The organism is Chitinophaga costaii (assembly GCF_900094705.1).
Classification (GTDB): domain Bacteria; phylum Bacteroidota; class Bacteroidia; order Chitinophagales; family Chitinophagaceae; genus Chitinophaga; species Chitinophaga costaii.
Genome location: NZ_FMAR01000003.1, coordinates 17780 through 40149 on the forward strand (window position 1 = coordinate 17780; position 22370 = coordinate 40149).

Consider the following 22370-nt stretch of genomic DNA (forward strand, 5'->3'; position numbering starts at 1 on the left):
GAACGCAAGCCGACCAAAGCTTCATTGCTTATGTAATAGGGCTCAAGGGGAAGTATTTATCATTCAGTCTTTGCTACAATACAAGTTATTTGTTGTACACCCGTACTTAAAATTAGATTTTTGACTAACACAAAGGGCTATTAGGCTAAATATGTTTTTTTTGTTGTACAGACATTTGTAGTACTAAAAAAAGCAGTATGGACAAAATCAAACAAAAAAAATCTCCAAAAGTTGGTGTAGTTTTTGGCGGAAGTTATGGCATTGGCGAAGCAACTGCAAAGTTGTTGATGGAGGGTGGAACGAAGGTAACTATCGTTGGTCGCAATGCAGAACGACTCGCTGCAGCAGCCATGCGTATTAACGGTAATGTACAAATTGCAGTGGCTGATGCATTAGACAGAAATGCAGTATTGAAGGTGTTTGAGGCTACGGGGCCTGTAGATACCGTGGTAATATGCGTAGCTGGTGTTATGGCAATAGGATTGTTTAAAGAGCTTGATCTAAACCTTCTGAGAACCTCTCTGGAGGAAAAGACGATTGCTCAACTTCAAGTGGCTCAGGTAGCAGCGCAGTATATGAAGCCAAATGGTTCAATTACCTTTGTTACCGCTGGATCCGCAGGGGCTGCCATTTCTACCGCAGCCGGTCCGGGTGCTGTGAGTGGTGCGCTTGAATGCCTTATTCCAACACTGGCACTTGAATTGGCGCCGGTTCGTGTTAATGCGGTAAGTCCTGGCGTGATAGACACCGCACTTTGGGATTTTATTCCAGACGAAACTAGGAAATCATTTCTCTCTAATCACGCAGCAAATTTAGCGGTGGGCCGTATTGGACAAGCTATTGATGTAGCTGAGGTGATTGAACTGGTTACCAGATGTGGCTTCATTACTGGGTCTATTTACCAGGTAAATGGTGGTAGTCATTTAACGACTTAAGGTGCTGCTTAAATCGGTCCTGTAAATTGTATTAAATTATTTCTGCAATATGCCAAACGAACTTCCTCATAGAATAAAAACAATCCGTGAGTTTCACGATTTCTACGGCTTGCCCGAACCCGAACATCCACTCATTAGTTTGATAACTTTGGATGGGAGTAACCAAGTGGATGGGTTTAATTTGGTGTTGGATTTTTATTCTATTTCTGTGAAGCGTGGTTTAAATGCTAGACTCAGATACGGTCAACAGGAATATAATTACAATGCAGGCATCATGTTTTTCGTTGCTCCCAACCAGGTTTACGGTAAGGTAGCAATCAATAAAAAAGAAACTTCAAAAGTATCGGGGTGGATTTTGCTTATTCACCCCGATTTTATTTGGAATACGCCCTTCGCCAAAACAATTAAGCAATACGAGTTTTTTGATTATGCTGTGAATGAAGCATTGTTTCTTTCATCCAAAGAAGAAAAAATAATCATCAATCTTGCTCAAAATATTCAACAAGAGTATGCTGGTAATATTGACAAATTCAGTAAGAAAATAATTATTTCTTATGTTGAAGCTATCCTTAACAATGCAGAGAGATTTTACAACCGCCAATTTATAGTCAGAGAAAAATCTAATCACCACATTTTAGAATGCCTGGAGAAGTTGCTTGCAGATTATTTCAACAGCAAAGATTTAACAATAAAAGGTTTGCCGACAGTTCAACATATCGCAGATCAATTAAACGTTTCACCAAAGTATTTAAGTCGCTTACTTAAAACCATAACAGGGAAAAGTACACAGCAGATCATTCATGAAAAATTGATTGACAAAGCGAAAGAAAAATTATCAGTAACTAACTTGACAGTAAGTGAAATTGCCTATGAACTAGGGTTTGAGCATTTACAAAGCTTCTCAAAATTATTCAAAAGCAAAACCAATCAAAGCCCTTTGGAGTTCCGGGCTGGATTTAATTAAGGATCCACTGCTACTATTCAATGGCATAATGACCTTAACTCCAGAAGGGAGCTGTGTTTTGGCTATAACTAACCAGCTAAAAGATTGCAGATGTTCAAACCCTAGTTTGTAAGCAATCTTGCTCAGAGACAGGTCGCTGGTGGATATTCTTTCTTTAGCTTTTTCTATTAATTCCATTCCTCTAGTCGCAATTACTTATTTCATGTCAACGGAATTTTTTCATGTAAGATTTGGGCGAACATCCTACAAAACGTTTGAATACCGCGGCAAATGAACTTTCCGCATCATAACCCAGTGAAACAGCAATTTCATACAGGCTTTTGGTGCCCGACTTTAGTGCTTCCCTGGCAATTAATATTCTCCATTGGGTTAAATAATCCATGGGGGATAGCCCTATCACCTCTTTAAATTTTAAGGCAAATCCTGAGCGCGACATACCCGCGATTGTTCCAAGCTCCGCCACGGTCCATTTGTGTGCTGGTTGGGTATGTATTGCTTCCAATGCTTGCCTAATTTGAGGCATGGATAAGGCTGCCATCCAGCCATGTAGTTTATTTGGGGAAGTGGATAGATATACGCGCAGCGTTTGAATCAGCATCATCGGCGCAAGATATTCCATCATTATATTTCTGCCTGGCATGTTATTCAAAAACTCTATGTTAAACCTTTCCAATCCCCAACGGAGTACAGTTGCCTGGTCCCTGTCTTCCGGTACATGCACCACTGGTGGCAATTGTCCAAATAAAAACCGGGTGTGTTCTGCCTCAAAATGAAACCTTGCTCCGATCAGAAAAAAATCTCCTCCATCATTACATAGGGCGGTATTGTTTACTGCATTTTCATAGATCGTTTCGGAAGGAATTTTAGGGATAGTAAGGTCATTGGCAAGCATAAACCTGCGCCCACTGGTAAGCAGAAAGCAATCGCCCGCTTGCAGGGAGTAGATCTGTTCATCACCTTCAACTTGCAACTGGCATTGACCCTTAATCACTGCATTAAACTTAATGCCGCCATGTGCTGGAAATTGTATAGCCCATTTACCACCCGCATTTAACCCGGCCGCAACAAATGTTTGTGGCTTTAACATCGACAATACGCTGGAAAGTGTATCCATCTATTAAGAATTGGACGATTAATAAGAAAATTTGGACACCTGGGTAACTGGAAACCAAAGGTATGCAGGTAATTTAGCTTATCAATCAAGATAAAGGATGAAGACTAAAAACTTACAAAAGCCATTGCACAGTGGTTTCAACAAAAACTCCACTGCCAGTGAAGTCTTGCGGGGAATTTCGCTTTGGGGAAAGGTGGTGGTCATTACGGGTGGTCATTCGGGTATTGGCCTGGAAAGTACAAGGGCTATGGCTGGTGCAGGGGCGCACGTGATCGTAGGGGCCAGGAATGTGGTGGCGGCTGGCGAAGCGTTAGCCGGCATAAAGGACGTGGAAATATTACCCCTTGATCTGGCACACCTCGACAGTGTTCAGCGGTTTGCATCTGGCATTGTAGCAGCTCATTCCCATGTACACATCCTGATGAACAATGCTGGTATTATGGCCTGCCCTGAGCAAAGAATAGGGCCCGGCAGATGGGAGTCGCAATTTGCTATAAATCATCTGGCGCATTTCGTGCTCGTGCAATTGTTGTGGCCAGTGCTTACTGGCGGTTCAAGGGTAATTGTTACATCCTCCGCCGGTCATCATCTGAGTGCTATTCGTTGGGATGATATTCAATTCCTCCATGGATATGATAAATGGCTGGCTTACGGTCAATCAAAAACTGCCAATGTGCTTTTTTCTGTTCAGTTAGACCATTTGGGTAAGGCGGAGGGAGTGCGATCATTTTCCCTGCATCCGGGCAAGATACTAACGCCATTACAACGCTACCTTACCCAACAGGAAATGGTGAATGAGGGATGGATAGATGAACAGGGTAATCTTTCCGACCCAACGTTTAAAACAACTGCGCAGGGTGCGGCCACGCAGGTGTGGGCGGCTACTGCGCCCATGTTAGCAGATCTTGGTGGTTTGTATTGTGAGGATTGCAATATTGCGCCCATTGCCGGGGATGGAAGTTTTGCCGGTGTTAGCAGTCATGCTATAGACCCAGCACAGGCCGGGCGCTTATGGAATCTGTCGGCAGCCATGACGGGTTTCGGGAAAAGTGTTTAGTTATGCCTTAGACGACAGGTGAGATGGTGTCATGCCAAACGCTTTTTTGAAAGCGAATGAAAAATGCGATAAATCCTTAAAACCTACTTCCAGGTACACATCCGAAGATCGCCATCCTTTTTCTTTAAGCAGGTAATAGGCGTCCTGTAACCGCTTGTGCTGCAACCAACGGTTGGGAGACATATGAAATATTTTTTCGAAATCCCTTTTAAAGCTGGCCAGGCTACGTCCTGTAAGGAAAGCGAAGCGGTTGAGGTCTACGTTGAATTTATAATGCGCATTCATGTATCCTTCCAAATCTATTTTGCCAGGTGGACTAAAGTCGAATAACAAATCTTTTAGTGCCGGGTTTATTTGCAACAATATCATCACGGCTTCTTTTACTTTAATGGAAGTGAGGCCGGGATTAATCTCACCCGTACTGTTCAGGTAAGGCGAAAGCGTTTCAATGTAATTGGAGAGTAGTAAGTTGTTTTTTAGTTTCAATATGGTATCGCCGCTCCAGGGCTGGGAGGGTTGCAGGTTGTGTTCCTGGGCCAGGCTGCGCAGCGTGTTTTCGTCGATGGCGATGGATACCGATTTAAATTCGCCATCTGGTGGTGGCATCTTAATATAACGGGCCAGCTGGTTCTTGCGGAAGAAATATAAATCACCTTCCTGGAAAGTAAAGGTTTTATCCCCCACGGTGGTTTCAGAACGTCCGGAGATTACATGACTCAGCACGTGTACCAACACAAAAGATTCGCCTTCCCTGTTTTGCTGCGTGTAACAGGAATAAAATATATGGGGCATTAAGCTAAGATCTGTAGTGGCCTGCATACTTCAAAATTAATAAAGAAACGGGAGGGTGCCGCGAACTTTACACAGCGGCACCCTGCCGTGAAAAATGAGTGCGGTTGTCCGGGGCACAGGATTAGGCCTTCGGCAACATTTTCTTATAAATCTCAGATTCCAGGAAATTAGTGGCGTCATCGTGATCGGTAGAAATGCTTACAGGTATCCATTGTTCAAAGGCGGCGTCGCGTTCGGCATTCGCTTGTTTCAGGAAACCTACGGCATCGCTACCCAATACCAGGTGTACGGGGGGAGCGGGATGTGCTGCGAGTGCAATAATTACCTTGGCGGCCTTACCGGGATCGCCCTGGGGAACAAAGCTGCCACTGCGCAGCAGGTTTTTCATAAAGCCTACAGAAGCTTCATAACCGGCTACTTCAGGTGCAAAACTCATGGAGGCACCACCCCAGTCTGTACGGAAGCCACCCGGTTCTACGCTGGTCACAAAAATACCCAGGTGTGCTACTTCTTTGGCAAGGCTTTCACTGAAACCGCTTAGGCCAAATTTGGCAGCCTGGTACATGGTGAGTCCTGCGTTGCCGGTACGGCCACCAATGGAACTAATCTGCAAAATGCGGCCATTGCCTTGCTTACGCATATAAGGCAATACCAGGCGGGTGAGTTCAATGGGTGCGTACAAATTAGTTTCAAGCTGGCTGCGCACCTGCTCTTCGGTATAGGCTTCAGCGGCGCCGGTAATGCCGAAACCGGCATTGTTTACCAAAACATCTATACGGCCAAAGCGGGCAATGGTATCGGCTACAACCTGTCGGGCCTTGAGATAATCGGTTACGTCTAACTGGAGGGGCAGCAATTGATCGGGGTATTTGTTTAACAGATCGTCCAGTTGCGAAATGTTGCGGGCAGTAGCCGCTACCTTGTCGCCCGTGGCGAGTACTGCTGCGGCGAGGCTGCGTCCAAGTCCTTTGGAGCTGCCGGTAATAAACCAAACCTTATTCATGGTGTTCGTTTTTTTATACCAGCAAAGTAAGGATGGAACAAGAGGTTAAATTTTGTTTAAAAGCTCAATGTGTTTTGTTCAAAAGCTCAATTAAATAGTTGGCGGATTATCCTCGTGATTTAAGCTGCTATTGTTATCCCGGCAAAACCAGTGCAGAGTGGGTCAATACAGTCCTCCCATCAATGGATCGCTGATAGAGGCTTTACCATTCTCTAAATGACCTGCATACCGTTGCGTATAATGGGGATGTCCGGCTACGCTAAGTTCCAGGTCGTACCAGCCATGGGTGGAGGAAAGGTCCCAGCTTAGCAGTGAGTGAGCGCCGGCAGCCAGTTGGGTGCTGCGTTTGCCTCCATGATAGCTTTTATCAGTCACCGTAATCTGTAAGGGGGTGCTACTGTTATTGCGGCATTGCAACACGAAACTGCTGGTGAGGGCAAGGGGCTTTTTAATATGGTCTTCATAAGCGTTGGTTACGGTGAGTGCCGGGTTTTGCGCATTGCCTGCAAACGCGCGGTAGAAGCCATTGGGGCCATGTACTTGCAGGAAGTAATTGCCCTGCTCAAACAGCTCGCTTTGCCATTGGTCCGTCAGCTGATCGCCAGGCTTCACGGCATAGTTGCGGATCTGTGGGGCCTGGTCTTTTACGTTCCAGGCATACACGTTAAACGGCGCACCTACAGACGACGTGCCGGTTTGCAGGATGATTTCAAATGCATTTTTTGCGGCATTAAAATTACCATCAGCATATAATGCGTAGGGTAATGCGCAGGCGGTACGAGTGCCTTTTTCTTGTTTAGGCAAAATCGTATGGAAGGCCGGAGACTGCTGTATACTGGCAATCTGCGCGGCGTTCAGGGCTGTGAAATCATCTGGTATATTTTTGAATTGGGCTTTGTGAATGCTTTCCAGGAAAGCTTCTCTTTCCAATGGCGGTGGCGTGATGATCTTTTCTCCATGGTAAGGGCGGAACACCGAAGTAAGATCGCCCGACACGGTGCGCCGCCATTCGCTGATATTGTTTTCCTTTACGGGTTGCCCGGTTTTATGCACCAGGAATTTTTCGAGGAATTGCAGGGAAGAGGTATGATCAAATACCTGCGAATTTACCCATCCGCCACGGCTCCAGGGCGATGCCACCACCATGGGTACCCGGTAGCCAAGGCCAATAGGGCTTTCGCGTATATCATCTCCTTTGCCCGACTGCTGACCGCGCAGCACATATTCGAGCGATGTGTTGATGCCCTGCGATGTATGGCCGGTTGCTGGCGCACCAGGACGGGGCGCTACAAAGGGCGGTACGTGATCGAAGTAGCCATCGTTTTCATCATAGGTAAGGATAAAAATTGTTTTCTTCCATACCTCCGGGTTCTGCGTCAGGATGTCCAATACTTCGCTTACATACCAGGCCCCATACCAGGGGGCGGAGGGATGGTCGGAAAAATTTTCCGGGGCCACTATCCAGGATACCAGTGGCAACGCTCCGTTTTTTACATCGGTGCGGAATTGATGCAGTACATCGCCTTTTGGTACTTTCAGCGCGCGGGACGTGCCGTTGTCGTCATACTGGAGCGTGGTTACCTTGTGAAAATCCGGGTCGTTTTTGTTGGTGCTGAAGGCTTTTTCATGCAGGTTTTTTTCCGTGTTGGTAAGCGCATTATAAGCTTGTGTGGTATACAACTTTTGCGCGGCCTGCACTTGTTCCAATTCTTTTTGCAGGGCGGTGGCTTTTGCGGGGTCATTGGTTGCTTGTTGGAGGCGGCTTTGCAAGGAGGTTACCTGCCGCTGCAAGAAGGCTATATGACTGGCGGAGAGGCGAACATGATATTGAGTGAAGTATTCCAGCGGGTTGTCGCCAAAATTAGCCAGCCAGGGTTCTGCTTCATCCCCCAGTCCTACGCCTGCATTGATCTCGTTCTGATACACTTTCCAGGAAATATGATGGGCTTCCAGTTCCTCGGGAAAGGTAGGCCAGCTTACCAACGTATTGTCGTCGGCGTCTTCGTTCCATACCTTGGCTTCCGCTTCTGGATTGGGTTCCGGGCGGATGGTGCCGGTCCAGAAAAACAGCCGGTTGGGCGTGGTGCCAGTTAGCGAGGAACAGAAATGCTGATCGCAAACCGTGAAGGCATCTGCCAGGGAATAATAAAAAGGGAGGTCTTCGCGGGTGTGGTAGCCCAGCGTGAGCGGCATGTTTTGATATGCAGTATCACCAGACTGTTTTACTTCCAGCCAGCGGTCGTAACGGCCATTATTGCGGGCATCCACCTGGTTAGTCCAGGTGTGGGGCAGGGAATGCATCCAGGTGGCTTTCGTATCTTTTATGTTGAGCCGGAAGGGTGCGTAGGTATGGCCCGCCTTGTCTGTTTGCAACCATACGGGATTGCCATTGGGTAAGCGAATGGCGCGGGGGTCATTAAAACCGCGTACGCCGCGCAAGGTGCCGTAAGCGTGATCAAAAGACCGGTTTTCCTGCATGAGCAATACTACGTGTTCCGCGTCCATAAAGGTGCTGCCTGGGGCGGGATCTATGGCTAGTGCTTTTTGTATGGCGGGTGGTAGCATACCTGCCAGCCCTACACTTCCTGAGAGTAGGGCTGCCTTCTTTAAAAAGTCTCTTCTGGTGTCCATAGGTTAAAAATAGGGGCATTCCCGGATAAAAACTATACATGGGCTAATAAGATGTATTAAATCTGAATTAAGATATTTATGCAGCATCTATTTACGCAATGTGAGCCTGTGGGGCCTTGCGACCATTTTTTTCCAGCATGATGCTCACCATATGTTGCTGGTTGGGCGTGTGGATGGTAGCTTCTAATATGGTATAGTGGTTAATGTCTTCATCACCTGGATCGCCATACAGGAAGAACTTATCCAACTTTCCATCTTTATCGCGGCGAAAACACACGGTACTGGTTTCGCTGGCATCATGCATTTCTTTTTTGTCGCGGTACGTTTCAGCATGGTCGCGGATATTTTTATGGTAATCGTTAAAGATTACATAATCAGTATGCAGCGGAAGGTATCTTCCAGGTAGTTGTGATAGGTTACCTTAAGATGTGCTGGGTCTATGTAAGACATCATCATTACATAATTGCGGCTTTTGTATTTTATGGATCTTTCAGTATTCAGATTTTTGGCATTGGTAATGGTGAGCAGCCGGATCGTTTGGTTGGCCGCATCGTACTGAATGCCGTACTGCGCGTCTTTAAACCCTTTGGTATAGCCTAACACTTCATGCTGGAAGACTTTGGTGCCTTTGGCCAGCAGTAGTAGCCGATTAGTGCTATTATCTGGCTCTTCAAAAGCTTTGCTCAGGTATACTTTGGGCGTTTGAGCCAGTGCTGGTAAACAGGCTGTTAATGTGAGGCTAACAAATAAATAAAACGGGTGTATAGAGGGGGAATATTTTTTGTATTAAAGATAGTTATAGGAAACACATATCATATTAAATTAAATATTAATATTTATGATTTTAGATGGAAACTTATATTCAGTTTGTTTAATTAAAAATGATTTTCTACTTTTGCACTCCGCAAGGGAATTGAGGTATAGCTGAGATTTACTGGCGAGGGAACGGGATGTAGCGTAGTCCGGTCATCGCGCCTGGTTTGGGACCAGGAGGTCGCAAGTTCGAATCTTGCCATCCCGACTTAAGAAGCCTTACAGTGTAAAAACTGTGAGGCTTTTTTTATGGCTGAAATGCAATGCTGGCATGGGTTTGCTTTGAAAATTAATACGCTTGGATCAAGACATCTGCCGGAATATTCAATTTCTCCATCAACTTACGGATCATCGTTAAGTTTAATTTCCTTTTCCCAGACAGGATTTCTGATTTTCTGGAACGATAACCTAAAATGTCAGATAATTCCGCTTCAGACATATTCATTTGAGCTAAACGGAATTTAATAGCTTCCAGCGGATTAGGCTTAGGAATAGGATAATGTTCATTTTCGTATGCTTTAATCAAAATAGACAGAATTTCCAATTCATCAGACTCTTTGGAATCCGGCCTCAGATTTTTTTGCATCAGCGTATAAGCACGGTCTAACGCGTCTTCGTACTGCTGACTATTTTTTATTGGTTTTAGCATAACTTATTTTTTTAGCGTCTATTTTATCATATTGGGCGTGCGTACCGAACCATACTACGAATACTATTCTTAGCCGGTACTCAATATCTGCTATCAATCGATAAGTATTTCCATGAATATTGAAAACTACTCTTTTATCCGTCAGCATAGAAGCATTCCGATATTGACTTTTCAGCTCGTTAGAATTACTCCAATCCGCCACCGCTGCTTCATCATGCCATGATAACAGCGCTTGTGCTCCTGGAGGAAATTCTTCATAACATTCCTCTAATGTTCTTACTGCAATAATCCTCATTTGCAAGTCTACATAAATGGTTACCAATTTGGTAACGTTTTTAGGTACTCCCGGGCGCAAACTCTAGGGGGTAGGTCCCGAACGCGCCTTGATAATGGGAAGCGTTTTGTTTGGTCATGGAGCCAAGGCGGCAAACCATCCTGGTTGGCATGGGTACCTGTTGTTCCAGGTTGGCCATCCCGGTTGCCTTTTCATAAATGACCGGTCCTTCGTGCGCTATTTAGGGCAACCGGTTAAAGATCAGGGAATCGAGTGTTGCAACCGGCAGGGAAGAATGGGCGGAACGCCCTGCCGGTATAGGGGCCGGTGGTGTATAAAGGAGGTCCAGGAATATTAAACGCTATATCCTGCTTATTTAAAAATAAAAATTCCAAGATCAAACAGGTTTATAGGTTTTTTTTTAAATATGTATAATTTTTTAATATATCGGTTAAGGAACTTGATCGTGGTATACTTAGATGGAGAAGCCGTTTTTGCTGCTCCATTTTGTTCTCATCCACCCGTGGGGGCCTTCCTTTTTCCCATTGATCCTGCGTTGCAAAAACACGGTGGTTTCCCGGCTTATGGATGGGACTATTTTTACCGGCAGTAACCTTTTATGGAAACAAGCAGGCTTTCCGGGTGCCATTGCCCCCGCAAATGAGTATCGTGCTGGGAAAGCTGTCGACGCAAATGCAGTACTGTACGCATTTTCTCTATTTGTACACAAATATGAAATGATAGTATGCACTCTTCCATAATGGCTTTTATACATTTACAAGGTATTCCACGATATGAAAAATAAATCCGTTATGAAAAGTGAATGTCCTTCCCTTCTCTCTTCCCCGTTGTGTACTGTATTCAAAAAGATCCTTTTTCATGGTTTATACAGACCTGGTCACCGGCGATCAGTTAAGCGGTTTGAATAGCCTGTTTAATGCTAACATTGGCAGTAATTATAATTTTTACCTGGGTGGCGTAGCCAAATATCCTGATCTTAGTTACACGGTTTATGGGCTGATCAATCACGGCAACAAAACAGCCGCCGCCTCCATAATTGATGCCACCATCCGTGGCACAGTGTTGAGCGGTATGTTCTCTGAATATGCCACTAACACCGGTACGGTATACCCGCAAGGGGTGCGCCCATCTACCTTCAGCGCCTGCGCTCTGATTGATTTTGTATGGCTGAAGAATGGATTTGATTACGACAAGGGCTTCCCGCACGTGGTGAACGTTTTTAATGGTGCAAGAGGAGTGTCCAACATTCGTTTCGATGAGCAGAACCTGAACATTACCGCCAACAATGGTCACTACTCCTTTACCGGTTCTTTCCTGAACCAGCCTACCACCCTAACGCTGGATACCACGCTGGTGGCGCCTGTTCCGCTGGGCGCGCCGGAGCAGGTGGCCACTCACCCTGGAAGCGGCGACCTGTGTATCTCGTGGTGGAAATTTTATCCTAACCCGCTTAGGGATTATTTAAATGTTACATTTTACCTGAGCCGGCCGGAACGGGTGTTACTACGGATATTTGACCAGGCCGGGCGTCCACGGGCTGCACGGTATGAAAGGCTTTCCCAGGGTACGCACCAGATGGTGTTCGACACACATCGTTATGCCGCTGGCGTGTATTATTGTAATTTAACTACCTCCGGTGAAAAGAAATGCGGGAAGTTTATAAAGATCCCCTGACCGCTGCTGGAAGCGAAACCATAACAGATAAGTATAAAGGCGAGGCTGGTTTTAAACCAGCTTCGCCTTTTTTTAATGCAGATGGTTGAAAATTAATTTTTAAAGTATAATGAAGGCTATTAGCATGCGAAGGTATATATAGCTCATAGCATCAATTTCGATACAAATGACCCATCCAATTAATAAAATGTCATTTGGATTCTATAAAGGATATGACTTTTATAAAATTCCTGTGGCAATCCAGTAAACTATTTTTTCTCCTTATCATGGGTCTGTAATCATCTTTTAATAGGCAATTTCAACCGTTGATCGATAGGTCTTCTGGTGAGTGATATGATGGATCATAAAGTGCGCCAGGTCCTGCCTTGACAATTTCAAACCATTTTTTAAAAAAGCATTGATGGCTACGCGGTATTTAGTGGTTGCAGGCTTGTCAGTTAATTGAGGCGGCCGTATGATAGTCCAATTAATATCACTTTTTTTGATGATGGCCTCCATTCGTCTCAAATCCTCATACATGTGTTTGAGCAGCTTTTGTACAACATACTTAATGAGCAGCCTGATAAAGAAAGGAACAACAGGACTCACTTCCAGTGCGGACGCGGATATAAAAAAGGCCCTGTCTACCCCTGTCTTCACCATTTCATTTAATACATTACGATTGCCTTCTGAGTAAAGAGTAGTGGGCTTATCTTTTCCAAAGCCGCCATTTACACCAATAGCGGATATAACAGCATCCTTGCCTTCAAGGTATGCAGAAAAGGATCCGGGATCAGATACATCACCTTTAACAATTTGTAAGTTAGGATGAATGATCTCCAGTTTGGATAGTGTGCGTAATATGGCTGTAACCCGGTGTCCTGCGGCCAGTGCCGTTGTAACACAGGCGCGTCCTATACCGCCGCCAGCACCTAGCACCACTATATGGAGGCAGGGTAATTTTTCTTCCACTTTCATAAAGATCAATTAAACTTAAATACACTAAAAAGAACGATAGTAAAAAATATCAATAACTGAAGCACATGAAAGATTTTCAGATTTCTTTTGATTGACATTATTTTTATGGCTGTACCTGGTTCAGTGACTTGGGTGGTCTTTATAAGAGCATTGCCTTGTCTACGTCCGAAAAACAAACTGTTAGCAATCAGGATGATTACCAATCCAAATTTCACCCGAAACCAGGTTTGTTCACCAAACACACCATGGGTTAAGGCCATCATGCAAATGCCAGTTAGTATAAGCAATGCTGCTCCAATACCTATGGGGCGGGCAAGTTTGGATAGTAGCTGTAGAACACCGCTTGCTTGGTCCTTGTCATTCTCGGAAAGTTTCCAGTAAGTGCGGTATCCAACAAATTCAATTAACGTTGTTCCCGCCATTAGGGTGAGGCCTGCCAAATGAAGCGTCAATATAGCCGGATAAAAATAAAGTGTGTTCATAGTAATAATGATTAATGGTTCCAAATGGTAGTAATTATGTACAATAATATACCATTTGGTTGTAATTATCAATTAAATTTGCAAATTTATCTAGTTTTACAACCAAATGGCAGAATATATAAACCACACCGTTGAATTGATCACACTTTGGGGGCAATTCCAACAACAAAATCCTGAGGCTTCCTTAGCAGATTTTTTTAGATTCCAGGCGGCGGCTGCTATCAAAGCGGAAAGGATACCAACAGCTAATGGAAAGCTGCAGGCGGATATTAATGGACGTCTCATAATATTGCTGCGCAGGATCGGGAAATTTCATATTAACTATTCTAATAAAGCGCTGGAGGGTACTGAATTAGATCAGATCGAGGAGTTTGGCATATTAGTCACTATTTATAATCTTGGAAATCCTATTAAATCAGAGGCCATCTATAACAATATCATAGAGTTGTCGAGCGGTACCAATATGCTGATCCGGATGAAAAAAAGGGGGTTGGTGGCCGAATATGATGATCCGGAAGATAAGCGGGTAAAACGATTGAAAGTAACGAAGAAGGGTGAAAAGGTATTGATCAAGGCCAAAGACCAAGTGCTGAAAGTTGCCAATATGATGGTGCAGGACCTCAGTGATGAAGACAAGCAACTATGTATGCAGTTACTGAGTCCAATAGACAAACGTTTTTCGGGGTTGTATCAAAAGCAAAAGAATAAATCATTCGATGAAATATACAAGGAAAACTCCCTTACATTATAAATCGATTTACAAGCAATGCCAAGAAGTTTGAGGCTATAGTAAGCAACCAGCCAGTTTTTTTCCCTGCACCACACTTATTAAGCGTCTTTTACTTGTTTCGCTTTAGGCATACCGAATAAATACCTTAGCCAATTATTTTTTCGAATAATAAATTGGTAACAAATCATAACCAGCGCGAAACTGATAATCGCAATTAGCAAATATTTAAAGGAAAGACTCATCGCTGTATTTATAATAAAATAGCCTGTCAGTAGCATTATTGGCTGGTGCAAGATATAAAAAGGCAAAACAGCCTCGTTACTGTATTTTAAAAAACGATTAGTGTAATTTAAATGTTTTTCCGCGAAGCCAAATATGGTAAAGATCCAACCAAAACAAGCCAGGCTTCTCAGTACTATCTTTAAACCATAATCCAATGTGCCGTACTCATACAGCATGTGATTTAAATATAGGAAGCTATTTATCGCTGTAGCAAGTAGTGTGATCAAAAGAAAGATATAGCGCTGTCTGATCAGTCCGGGTTGAATGCCGGGTTTAGCGTATGCATAGAAGCCGCAAATAAAGATGATCAGGTGCTCTAGAATACCCCAGCCAGCAAAGCTTCTGTTCATTAAGAAATTATCCAAAGAGATCAATATGCCCACACTTGCAAGTATTAAAACAAAAACAAAAAAGCAGATCAAAGGAGCATCAATGGTAGAAGAATTCCTATTATTCTTCCACCAAATAAATAAAGGCAGCGTTAAGAAAGAAAATACAAACAATAATAATAAGTACCAAAGATGTAATCCCATCCAGGCAAAGTTACCGCCAAAGCCATACCAACCGGAGAAGTAATGCGGCAGGAACAACCAAAATGATCCGGAAAATTGCCCATGGGAAAGGCGTTCTACGTAAACCTGTGGCGGAGAGAGTATGAAAATGCCGAATAATAAAGGGATAAAAATTCTTTTAAAACGATCCGCTGCAAACTTAGAGGTCTTCTTATAAGAAATCGAAAACCACGTACTTGCGCCGGAAACAAAAAAGAAAATGGGCATCAACCATTCCTTCAATAAAAAAAGGATGAAGTCTGCGGCAGGCGATTTTACTGCGTTTTTGATATGCCAGTCATCACTGTCAAAGAACCGGCCGTCGTGGAACAGGAAAACGATAAGGATCGTAAAGGTTCTTATCCAATCGAGATAATACTGCCGCTCTTTAGCTTCGGATTTTCCGTCATCGAAAGTGTGTGTTGTGTTCATGCGTAATTGGTTAAGAAAGATAACTGGTTTAACGGGCCAAAGAAGATAATGTTAGGCAGTCCGGGGCTTCCACAATTTTCCAATCAAAACAATACCAATAAACAGGTTAAAAAAACAAGTATATATGCCGGGGAAATATCCACCTACCGCAATACAAAAACCGATATGACCTATGGCGTTGCCTACCATGCCATAAACAATAAAGAAAAGACCTAAAAACATCAGGGGCCGTATCCCCTTGTAAAAACCTATGGCTCCCAACAGGAACATAAAATAGGCGGCCATATTAAAGGTTACAAACAAATTATGGTTATAAGGCCTGCCTCCGAATAATATGCCAAATTGTTGCTCAAAACTGAAAGCATGTTCTTCTGCAAAATGAATTAATTGGAAACCTACTCCGATCAAATAAAGGACCAGCACAGCCGACGGTGCAGGCTTGTGATGATAACAGGTTTTAAAATAAAGCCACAAAGCAATAGGGACCGCTGGCACAAATGTCACTATGAGTGACAAGCCCTGAGATAACCAGGAGAAAAGTGAGATCATCACAGTACCGATAACCCATGGGGCAATAGCATCAATTTTTGGTTTGATAAGCGCCATTCTGTTAAATGTTACAATAATACAACTTAATGGTGTATTTTATTGTATAATTACAACCATTTAGTTGCTTTTTCTAATTTTTTTTAAGCAATGTTTTCAGCTTCACTGCCATATAAGTTGAATCTATTGGACCATTGAATGTATCTTCTTGGAAATGAATGTTTATTAATTGAGGCAAAGTGCCGTGATGCGTGAGCGGGAGAGTAAACAAATTTTTAACCTACATTAAAGTTGCCTATTTTCCTTTAAATTTTAAAGGCTACAAAATGGCGGGCAATCTATGGAGTTAAGTAGTATATTCAACTGATATGCAGATAATTATATCTCAGCATAATAAATTTTATATCTTCTAAACCATTTATATATTAGATTTGTATTGAAAATTTAACGGACTCTATAACAATACAAAAACTATGGCTTATAAGCGAATTCCATTGAAACCATTTCCCAATGGATGGTATACGGTCGCTTTTTCACACGAATTGAAAAACGGGGAAATTCTTACCAGACGATTCGCAGGAAAAGATATAGTTCTGTTTAGAACCGTAAGCGGAGCGTTGGCAATCATCGAGCCTTATTGCCCGCATCTAGGCGGGCATTTCGGCACCGGTGGAGTGGTGGAAGGTGAAACGATTAAGTGCCCGTTTCATTATTTCTGTTTTGATGCTAAAGGAGCTTGCACTTCAACAGGTTATGGCACTGCTCCATCCAAAAAACTACAGGTACCGGTTTGGCATTCGGCAGAGAAGAACGGGTTTATCATGTTATGGTTTGATGAAAAAAACAATCCGCCTGCGTGGGAAATTCCTGATGAAGATTGGACGGGCTGGTCTGAGCCAGTGCTGGCCGAATATGAATTCGATTCGCATCCGCAGGAAACTACAGAGAATAGCGTGGACTTTGGACATTTCAGTATAGTGCATGGCTATACCGGGGTGGAGACATTAGAAAGCATGAATACAGATGGACCTTATATGTATGCCCGGTATGCCATGGACCGCACCGCAGATTTTGTGGGTAAAAAAAGAAAAGTGCGCAGTCAGTTTAAGGCAAATATTCACGGGTTGGGTTATTCGCTTGTGGAAGCGGAGGTTCCTGAACTGGGTTTGGAATTTCGCTTTACGGTAATGGCAATACCAACCGAAATCGGCAAATTGATCATGCGCACAAGCTCTCGCATGAAGCTAATGAAAGACTTTAGTAAGATAACTCCGTTGATGAATGTGCTTCCGAAAAAACTGGCCAACCATCTTATTCTGAAAAATGCAGCAGAAGGTTTTGCCCATGACGTAAAGCAAGATTTTGTGATTTGGAAAAAGAAAATTTATATTGACCCGCCTATCCTGGCAAAAGGGGATGGTCCTGTGGCAAAATACAGACTTTGGACGCAACAATTTTACTATGCCGATTCCGTGCAGCCCGATTATGTGCCGCATTCGTCACCAGATTATGTCCCTCATCTGGCAAGAATATAAAATATTTTTCTGAACCATTTTCAAACAACTCTCTTTATTGATGAAATCACCGGCCAAGTACCATCCGTTAGATATTTTGCTCCTTATTTTCTATGTCTTTAATTTGGTGGTTAATGTTTACATGATTGATATAGAGCAAATCATCATCACCGACCCCCATCATTTCACCTATCCTCTTTGGCCTCCAAAGTTTATGGTTGATTTAACCCACTGGTATGGATATAATTTTGATCCTGCATTAATTGCACGTCCTGCATGGTGGCGGGCTGCTATTTGGGTGGATGTACTATATTTTGGTCCATTTTACATGGTCGCCATTTATGCGCACATTAAAAGGAAAAATTGGATTCGCATCCCTACAATTATGTGGGCCTGCGTATTGCTGACAGATATGTATTTTATCATATTTGAAGAATTGAAAGGAGTGAATGCAACACCTGAAGTTGGGCGCATGCTGCTGGCAAATGCATCGTGGATCATTTTCCCGATACTGGCCCTTATCAGAATGTTGCCTCAACCTGAACCGTTTCCTCCTTTAAAGTAATCAGCAATATTTCAGATGAATTTTAAAGATAAGTACGGAAACACTGCAATGGTTGCCGGCGCGTCCGAAGGACTTGGCGCTGCATATGCAAATGCACTAGCAGCAAAAGGTTTTGATCTTGTTCTTATTGCAAGGCGCTGGCAAGCACTGGAAGTTTTGGCGGATAGCATTAAGAAAAAATTTTCCGTCAAAATTATTTTGGTGGTATGTGATATTTCAGCGGACGATGCGTTGCAGCAAATCATCAATGCCACAGCAGACACCCCTATTGATTTTATGGTTTTCAATGCAGCCGCTTGTTACATCGGACCATTTGAAAAAGCGCCGTTAGAAACACATTTACAAATAGCACGGCTCAATGCCGTTTCGTCATTGTCGTTTGTGCATCACTTTGGGAGCAAAATGGTGGAACGTAAACGCGGTGGCATCATTATTATGACTTCGCTTGCCGGCTTTCAGGGCGCAGGTTATGTGGCAACGTATGGCGCAACAAAAGCTTTCAATCGCGTTTTAGCGGAAGGGCTTTGGTATGAATGGAAAGATTTAGGAGTGGATGTAGTAGCGTGCTGTTGCGGGCCCATTGATACGCCTAATTTTACCAACAATAATCCTGTTAAAGCAAGCATTTTTGAACCCAAATATTTGGTGCCTGAAAACGTTGTGAAGGAAGCGCTAGATAAAATTGGCAAGGTTCCTTCATTCGTTTGTGGCAGAGCTTTTAGAGTGGCAAACTTCTTTATGCAGCACCTTCTTCCCCGAAAAACCACGATTAAATTCGTGGGTGACGGTACAAAAAAAATGTTTGACGTTTCAGCATAAAAGACTTTATCAAAAAATATAGAAAACCTATTGGCGTAAACGACACAAAGCTGATTTCCTTAAAGAAATTCATGCCCCTGCTGGAAAGAACTTTTACAATAATTGTCTTATATCCAACCTTCTGCTTTGTACCAATCAAAGGAGTCTTTAAAGCTTTCTTCAATAGGCCTCGCTTTGAAACCTAATTCTTTTTCAGCTTTTAAATGGATGACTTCTTTAGGAGATTGTGCTGCTTCCAACATTTCCTTGGTGAATAGCGGTTCTTTTCCATTGATCTTTGCTGCAATTTTGATGAAGGGCAGCAGTGCATGCATCAGCCAAAGCGGCAAAATAGTTTTCGTTGTTTTTCTGCCTGTTATTTTTTCTATTAAATTAGAAACCTCGAGCATGGAGAGCATAGCGCCTGTAAGGAAATAACGTTCTCCTCGTTTCCCTTTTTCCGCAGCAAGTAATATGCCGTCGGCAACATCTCGCACATCTGCATAGTCGCTAAGCCCTTCCATAATGGCGGGTAATTTTCCTTTGGCCAAGTCAAGTAATGCATTGGCTAAAATAGATGGTTCGTAATCATAAGGCCCGATTAATGTACCTGGATTTACAATTACTGCATCAAGTCCTTGGGAGACCAAATCGAGAATTTTTTTCTCTGCATACGCTTTGGTACGGTGGTAGGCCGTGGGATCAGTAAGAGCAAGTTCGCGGGTTTCATCCATAGGTTTGTCCAATGGGTATTTGTTCAATGCATGATGAGAACTGCAATGCACTAACCGGATATTCTTAGCAAGACAGGCTGCTGCTATATTACTGGTCCCTTCTACGTTTACTTTCCAGACACTTCCATCTTTATCGGGAGCAAGTATAATTTTTGCAGCTAAATGAAAAACAATGTCAATGTCTTCAAGCGCATTTGTAACCGAACCCTTGTCTAATAAATTGCCTGCATAAATTTCCACGGGTACACCAGAAAGCGATTTCTCGTGCAAATGATCTCCACCAGTAAATACACGTACGATATTTCCTTTCTCAACTAACTTTCTGACCACCACATTGCCCAAACGGCCGCTTCCACCTGTGACTAGTATTCTCATCTGTTTATCTTTTAATTGGTTTTCACTACTTATCGGCAAAATAGTCAAAAAGAACAAAAAAGAAGTGCCCGAAGTACACTCACTCCTGATGTAATTATTGCGGGCAAAAATACGGAAGTAAAATCAGTCAATCTCCCTATTTTTGGGCGGGAGGATAAATAAGGAATTGGTAAGAAATATTATTTTCAATAGTAAGGGAGGTGTGGGCTTTCCCTTTGCGTGAATAAATAATGTTATGCAGTCAATGCAATAGCTGTGCCCACGCGTTAATGAAATCCTACTCATCATGTAGGCCCTTCCCATTTAATATATGCGATATGTATTTTTGGATCCTGGACACCCTGGTTGTAGATTGTTTGGGAGCGGAAAAATAAAGATTGTAGGCTCGTTGCCGCCCTGGTGTCAATGCTGAAAAAGCGGCTTTTAAAGTAGGAATTTCTTTTATTTTTTGTTGAAATTCCTCTGGATAAATGAGGGATGTTTTTGCGGTAAAGTTCACTTTTATGCCTGCTTTTTCCCCTGCTATGGCTGCATGGATGTAGGCTTTAATGAGGGTTTGCTGTGCTGTTATTTCCTCGGTATTGGTAAACCGGATCTGACGGGTAGCTTGTGTATGTTGGGATTGTTGGACTAATAAGCCGTGGTCGTCCTGTAATAAAGCCCCTTTAAAAAATAGCAGTGCACAATATGCTTTAAAAGAATGTATTAAGACAATATTATGCCCCTGAAAAGTGTAGCAAGGTACGCCCCATTTTAATGTTTCTGTCAACGGAGCATCCAGTGCAATGGATCTTAATTTTTCCAATTCCTTTTGCCAGGTGGTGGCTTCCGTGAAATAAAAATCTACCTTGTGATTTTTGTTGTGCATGGGGATGAAATTGGAACCGCCTAAACAAAATGCTGTGTATAAAAACTACTTACGGTAGCATAAATTAAGGCGGCGGGATGATAATGGAATGTTAAGCACGCAATGAGTTAATATTACACTTTTTTTCGGGCGGCCTGTAATACCAGGAAGTAATAGTTAGTACTAGCAATAGCAGCGAGGGGTATATGTCTTGCCAAGCATTTCCTATGGCAATATGTGAGTATATAGCACCAGACATAGCAAAGAAAAAACCCGCATAAGCCCATTCCTTTATTAAGGGAAACTTTGGAATAAGTACAGCGATAACCCCCAAAAACTTCCAGATGGCTAAGAGTGTCAGGAAATAAACGGGATAACCCAGGTGTGTGATTTTGTCTACTTCCGTTTTTGATTTGGTTAACTGTACAATTCCGGTGGATACCATGCCCAACGCCAGCCACAGCGTAGCGATCCAGTAGATGATTTTATTTTGCATGATTTCAAAGTGTCATTTTAATTGGGATAATATGTCCTGCAAACGGTTATGGGCCATGTTGATGCCTGCTGCAAATGGCATCTTCAGTATTTGATCCCTGATGTCCACCGATCTGTACACCACGTGCATGGTAAGACGGCTGGTGTTTTCGGTAAGTTGTTCAAACGTCAGGAACTCCAGTTGTACACCAAAAGTAGAATGCTCCATTTCAAATGTCCGTATGATTTCCTGGTTAGGGATAAACGAATGGATAACCCCATTTGCGGCAAATACTACCTGTCCCTGCGCATTTGTCGTTTGAAAAGCATAGCTACCATGCTTTTTATTTTCAAGCTGTAGTACATTCGTTCCCATCCATTGCCCAACAATGGCGGCATCTTCATAGGCTGTAAAAAGAAGGGACAACGGTAATTCAAATTCCCTGGTAATGGTAAGTTCCTGTTTGCCGTCCTCGGCCTTTACTTTTGTTTTTAGTTCTATAAATAGTTATTTTTTTGTTTTGTACTTTTTCATGATACTTTCCAGTTTATTAAATCGGCTATCCCACATTTGGCGGAATGGCTCAATGAAGTCGGCTACCTCTTTCATTTTTTTTGCATTGATGTGGTAATGAATTTCCCGGCCGTTTTGTTCATGCTTTAATAATTCACATTCAGTGAGTATTTGCAGGTGTTTTGAAACGGTGGGTCTTGCTGTATCGAAGTTTGCAGCGATGGCGCCTGCTGTCATGGATTGAGACGTTAGCAGTAATAATATGGCCCTCCTGGTTGGATCTGCGATGGCCTGAAAAACATCTCTCCTTAAATTCATTGAGTAGCTATTTGGCTAAAAATATAAATGAAGTTATTTAACTACGCAAATTATGATTAAAATTTTTTTTACTAAAAAAACTAAAGTTTAATTGAGTGGATTTTCACAAAAAAAGGTGTTGTATGTTTTTTATGGCATGTTTGCTTTGCTGTACAACGTTTTGGTGAGTAATTTTCCGGAATACATTATTCACTTTGAAGAACAATACTTGCCTGATATTTTTCAGTAATAAAGATTGTATATTGCTCAACGATCAATCAGCCATGGCGGCCATGCAAGCCAAGGTGATCGTATCATGAAGTGATCTATAAACTATAGTAATTC

General features: G+C 42.9%; 25 protein-coding genes, 1 tRNA gene and 1 pseudogene. 9 read left to right on the forward strand and 18 right to left on the reverse strand.

What is annotated here, in order from left to right; all coding sequences use genetic code 11:
• Positions 1-197: 197 nt before the first annotated feature.
• Complete coding sequence (locus tag GA0116948_RS05240) at positions 198-935, forward strand: SDR family oxidoreductase (RefSeq protein ID WP_089709631.1); 738 nt, start codon at positions 198-200, stop codon at positions 933-935.
• Positions 936-984: 49 nt separating this feature from the next.
• The gene (locus tag GA0116948_RS05245; RefSeq protein WP_089709633.1) at positions 985-1899 is read left to right on the forward strand and encodes a helix-turn-helix domain-containing protein; all 915 of its coding nucleotides are present in this window, start codon (positions 985-987) and stop codon (positions 1897-1899) included.
• A 48-nt stretch (positions 1900-1947) separates the two neighbouring features.
• On the opposite strand, the pseudogene GA0116948_RS21575 reads toward GA0116948_RS05245, so the two are convergent.
• Together GA0116948_RS21575 and GA0116948_RS05255 are read right to left on the reverse strand one after the other, a co-directional pair.
• A pseudogene (locus tag GA0116948_RS21575) lies at positions 1948-2073 on the reverse strand (AraC family transcriptional regulator); the annotation flags it as partial.
• Positions 2074-2104: 31 nt separating this feature from the next.
• Positions 2105-3013: an AraC family transcriptional regulator gene (locus GA0116948_RS05255; RefSeq protein WP_089709637.1), complete on the reverse strand. Its 909-nt coding sequence runs from the start codon at positions 3011-3013 to the stop codon at positions 2105-2107.
• Between the two features lie 97 nt (positions 3014-3110).
• Between GA0116948_RS05255 and GA0116948_RS05260 the strand changes: the two genes are divergently transcribed.
• Entirely contained in the window at positions 3111-4070 is a 960-nt protein-coding gene (locus GA0116948_RS05260) for an SDR family NAD(P)-dependent oxidoreductase (RefSeq protein ID WP_089709638.1), read from the forward strand.
• On the opposite strand, the gene GA0116948_RS05265 is transcribed toward GA0116948_RS05260, so the two are convergent.
• From GA0116948_RS05265 to GA0116948_RS05285, 5 genes are all read right to left on the reverse strand, one after another.
• Positions 4071-4889 (reverse strand): AraC family transcriptional regulator, encoded by an 819-nt coding sequence (locus GA0116948_RS05265; protein ID WP_089709640.1) that lies wholly within the window; start codon positions 4887-4889, stop codon positions 4071-4073.
• Positions 4890-4983: 94 nt separating this feature from the next.
• Positions 4984-5865, reverse strand: coding sequence for an SDR family NAD(P)-dependent oxidoreductase (locus GA0116948_RS05270; RefSeq protein ID WP_089709642.1), 882 nt, complete (start codon positions 5863-5865; stop codon positions 4984-4986).
• A 162-nt stretch (positions 5866-6027) separates the two neighbouring features.
• On the reverse strand, positions 6028-8496 hold the full coding sequence (locus tag GA0116948_RS05275; protein WP_089709644.1) for a phosphocholine-specific phospholipase C: 2469 nt from the start codon (positions 8494-8496) through the stop codon (positions 6028-6030).
• A gap of 91 nt (positions 8497-8587) precedes the next feature.
• Complete coding sequence (locus tag GA0116948_RS05280) at positions 8588-8800, reverse strand: hypothetical protein (RefSeq protein ID WP_089709646.1); 213 nt, start codon at positions 8798-8800, stop codon at positions 8588-8590.
• Positions 8801-8862: 62 nt separating this feature from the next.
• Positions 8863-9099 carry a hypothetical protein gene (locus GA0116948_RS05285; protein WP_089709648.1) on the reverse strand — a complete coding sequence of 79 codons (237 nt, stop codon included), beginning with the start codon at positions 9097-9099 and terminating at the stop codon, positions 8863-8865.
• Positions 9100-9442: 343 nt separating this feature from the next.
• On the opposite strand from GA0116948_RS05285, the gene GA0116948_RS05290 reads away from it, so the two are divergent.
• Positions 9443-9517 (forward strand) — tRNA-Pro (locus tag GA0116948_RS05290).
• An 81-nt stretch (positions 9518-9598) separates the two neighbouring features.
• Here the strand turns inward: GA0116948_RS05290 and GA0116948_RS05295 are convergent.
• Both GA0116948_RS05295 and GA0116948_RS05300 read right to left on the reverse strand, forming a co-directional pair.
• Positions 9599-9958, reverse strand: coding sequence for a helix-turn-helix domain-containing protein (locus tag GA0116948_RS05295; RefSeq protein WP_089709650.1), 360 nt, complete (start codon positions 9956-9958; stop codon positions 9599-9601).
• Positions 9936-10280: a type II toxin-antitoxin system HigB family toxin gene (locus GA0116948_RS05300; protein ID WP_205686050.1), complete on the reverse strand. Its 345-nt coding sequence runs from the start codon at positions 10278-10280 to the stop codon at positions 9936-9938. The genes GA0116948_RS05295 and GA0116948_RS05300 overlap by 23 nt, the downstream gene beginning before the upstream one ends.
• 831 nt (positions 10281-11111) lie before the next feature.
• Between GA0116948_RS05300 and GA0116948_RS05310 the strand changes: the two genes are divergently transcribed.
• The gene (locus tag GA0116948_RS05310) at positions 11112-11927 is read left to right on the forward strand and encodes a T9SS type A sorting domain-containing protein (protein WP_089709655.1); all 816 of its coding nucleotides are present in this window, start codon (positions 11112-11114) and stop codon (positions 11925-11927) included.
• A 285-nt stretch (positions 11928-12212) separates the two neighbouring features.
• Here GA0116948_RS05310 and GA0116948_RS05315 read toward each other — a convergent pair whose 3' ends face one another.
• Positions 12213-12884 (reverse strand): NAD(P)-dependent oxidoreductase, encoded by a 672-nt coding sequence (locus GA0116948_RS05315; RefSeq protein ID WP_089709657.1) that lies wholly within the window; start codon positions 12882-12884, stop codon positions 12213-12215.
• A 5-nt stretch (positions 12885-12889) separates the two neighbouring features.
• Positions 12890-13366 carry a DUF2214 family protein gene (locus GA0116948_RS05320; RefSeq protein WP_089709660.1) on the reverse strand — a complete coding sequence of 159 codons (477 nt, stop codon included), beginning with the start codon at positions 13364-13366 and terminating at the stop codon, positions 12890-12892.
• 106 nt (positions 13367-13472) lie between these two features.
• Here GA0116948_RS05320 and GA0116948_RS05325 point away from each other — a divergent pair, with 106 nt between their 5' ends.
• On the forward strand, positions 13473-14117 hold the full coding sequence (locus tag GA0116948_RS05325) for a MarR family winged helix-turn-helix transcriptional regulator (protein WP_089709662.1): 645 nt from the start codon (positions 13473-13475) through the stop codon (positions 14115-14117).
• 77 nt (positions 14118-14194) lie between these two features.
• Here the strand turns inward: GA0116948_RS05325 and GA0116948_RS05330 are convergent, their stop codons facing one another.
• Positions 14195-15361: an acyltransferase family protein gene (locus GA0116948_RS05330; protein WP_089709664.1), complete on the reverse strand. Its 1167-nt coding sequence runs from the start codon at positions 15359-15361 to the stop codon at positions 14195-14197.
• 51 nt (positions 15362-15412) lie between these two features.
• A complete protein-coding gene (locus GA0116948_RS05335) occupies positions 15413-15967 on the reverse strand; it encodes an HXXEE domain-containing protein (RefSeq protein WP_089709666.1) in 555 nt (184 codons plus the stop codon).
• Positions 15968-16380: 413 nt separating this feature from the next.
• On the opposite strand from GA0116948_RS05335, the gene GA0116948_RS05340 reads away from it, so the two are divergent.
• The 3 genes from GA0116948_RS05340 to GA0116948_RS05350 are packed head-to-tail and all read left to right on the forward strand — an operon-like array spanning position 16381 to position 18805.
• Entirely contained in the window at positions 16381-17442 is a 1062-nt protein-coding gene (locus GA0116948_RS05340; protein ID WP_089709668.1) for a Rieske 2Fe-2S domain-containing protein, read from the forward strand.
• 40 nt (positions 17443-17482) lie between these two features.
• Entirely contained in the window at positions 17483-17986 is a 504-nt protein-coding gene (locus GA0116948_RS05345; RefSeq protein ID WP_089709670.1) for an EXPERA domain-containing protein, read from the forward strand.
• A gap of 15 nt (positions 17987-18001) precedes the next feature.
• The gene (locus GA0116948_RS05350; protein WP_089709672.1) at positions 18002-18805 is read left to right on the forward strand and encodes an SDR family NAD(P)-dependent oxidoreductase; all 804 of its coding nucleotides are present in this window, start codon (positions 18002-18004) and stop codon (positions 18803-18805) included.
• 107 nt (positions 18806-18912) lie between these two features.
• Here GA0116948_RS05350 and GA0116948_RS05355 read toward each other — a convergent pair whose 3' ends face one another.
• The 5 genes from GA0116948_RS05355 to GA0116948_RS05375 all read right to left on the reverse strand — a co-directional run bounded on the left by GA0116948_RS05355 (position 18913) and on the right by GA0116948_RS05375 (position 22046).
• Positions 18913-19893, reverse strand: a complete 981-nt coding sequence (locus GA0116948_RS05355; RefSeq protein WP_123891700.1) for an NAD-dependent epimerase/dehydratase family protein — start codon at positions 19891-19893, stop codon at positions 18913-18915.
• Between the two features lie 277 nt (positions 19894-20170).
• A complete protein-coding gene (locus GA0116948_RS05360; RefSeq protein WP_089709677.1) occupies positions 20171-20761 on the reverse strand; it encodes a YdeI/OmpD-associated family protein in 591 nt (196 codons plus the stop codon).
• A 91-nt stretch (positions 20762-20852) separates the two neighbouring features.
• Complete coding sequence (locus GA0116948_RS05365) at positions 20853-21236, reverse strand: DoxX family protein (protein ID WP_089709680.1); 384 nt, start codon at positions 21234-21236, stop codon at positions 20853-20855.
• Positions 21237-21248: 12 nt separating this feature from the next.
• Entirely contained in the window at positions 21249-21641 is a 393-nt protein-coding gene (locus GA0116948_RS05370) for an SRPBCC family protein (RefSeq protein ID WP_240619139.1), read from the reverse strand.
• Between the two features lie 81 nt (positions 21642-21722).
• Positions 21723-22046 (reverse strand): ArsR/SmtB family transcription factor, encoded by a 324-nt coding sequence (locus GA0116948_RS05375; protein ID WP_089709875.1) that lies wholly within the window; start codon positions 22044-22046, stop codon positions 21723-21725.
• Between the last annotated feature and the right edge of the window lie 324 nt (positions 22047-22370).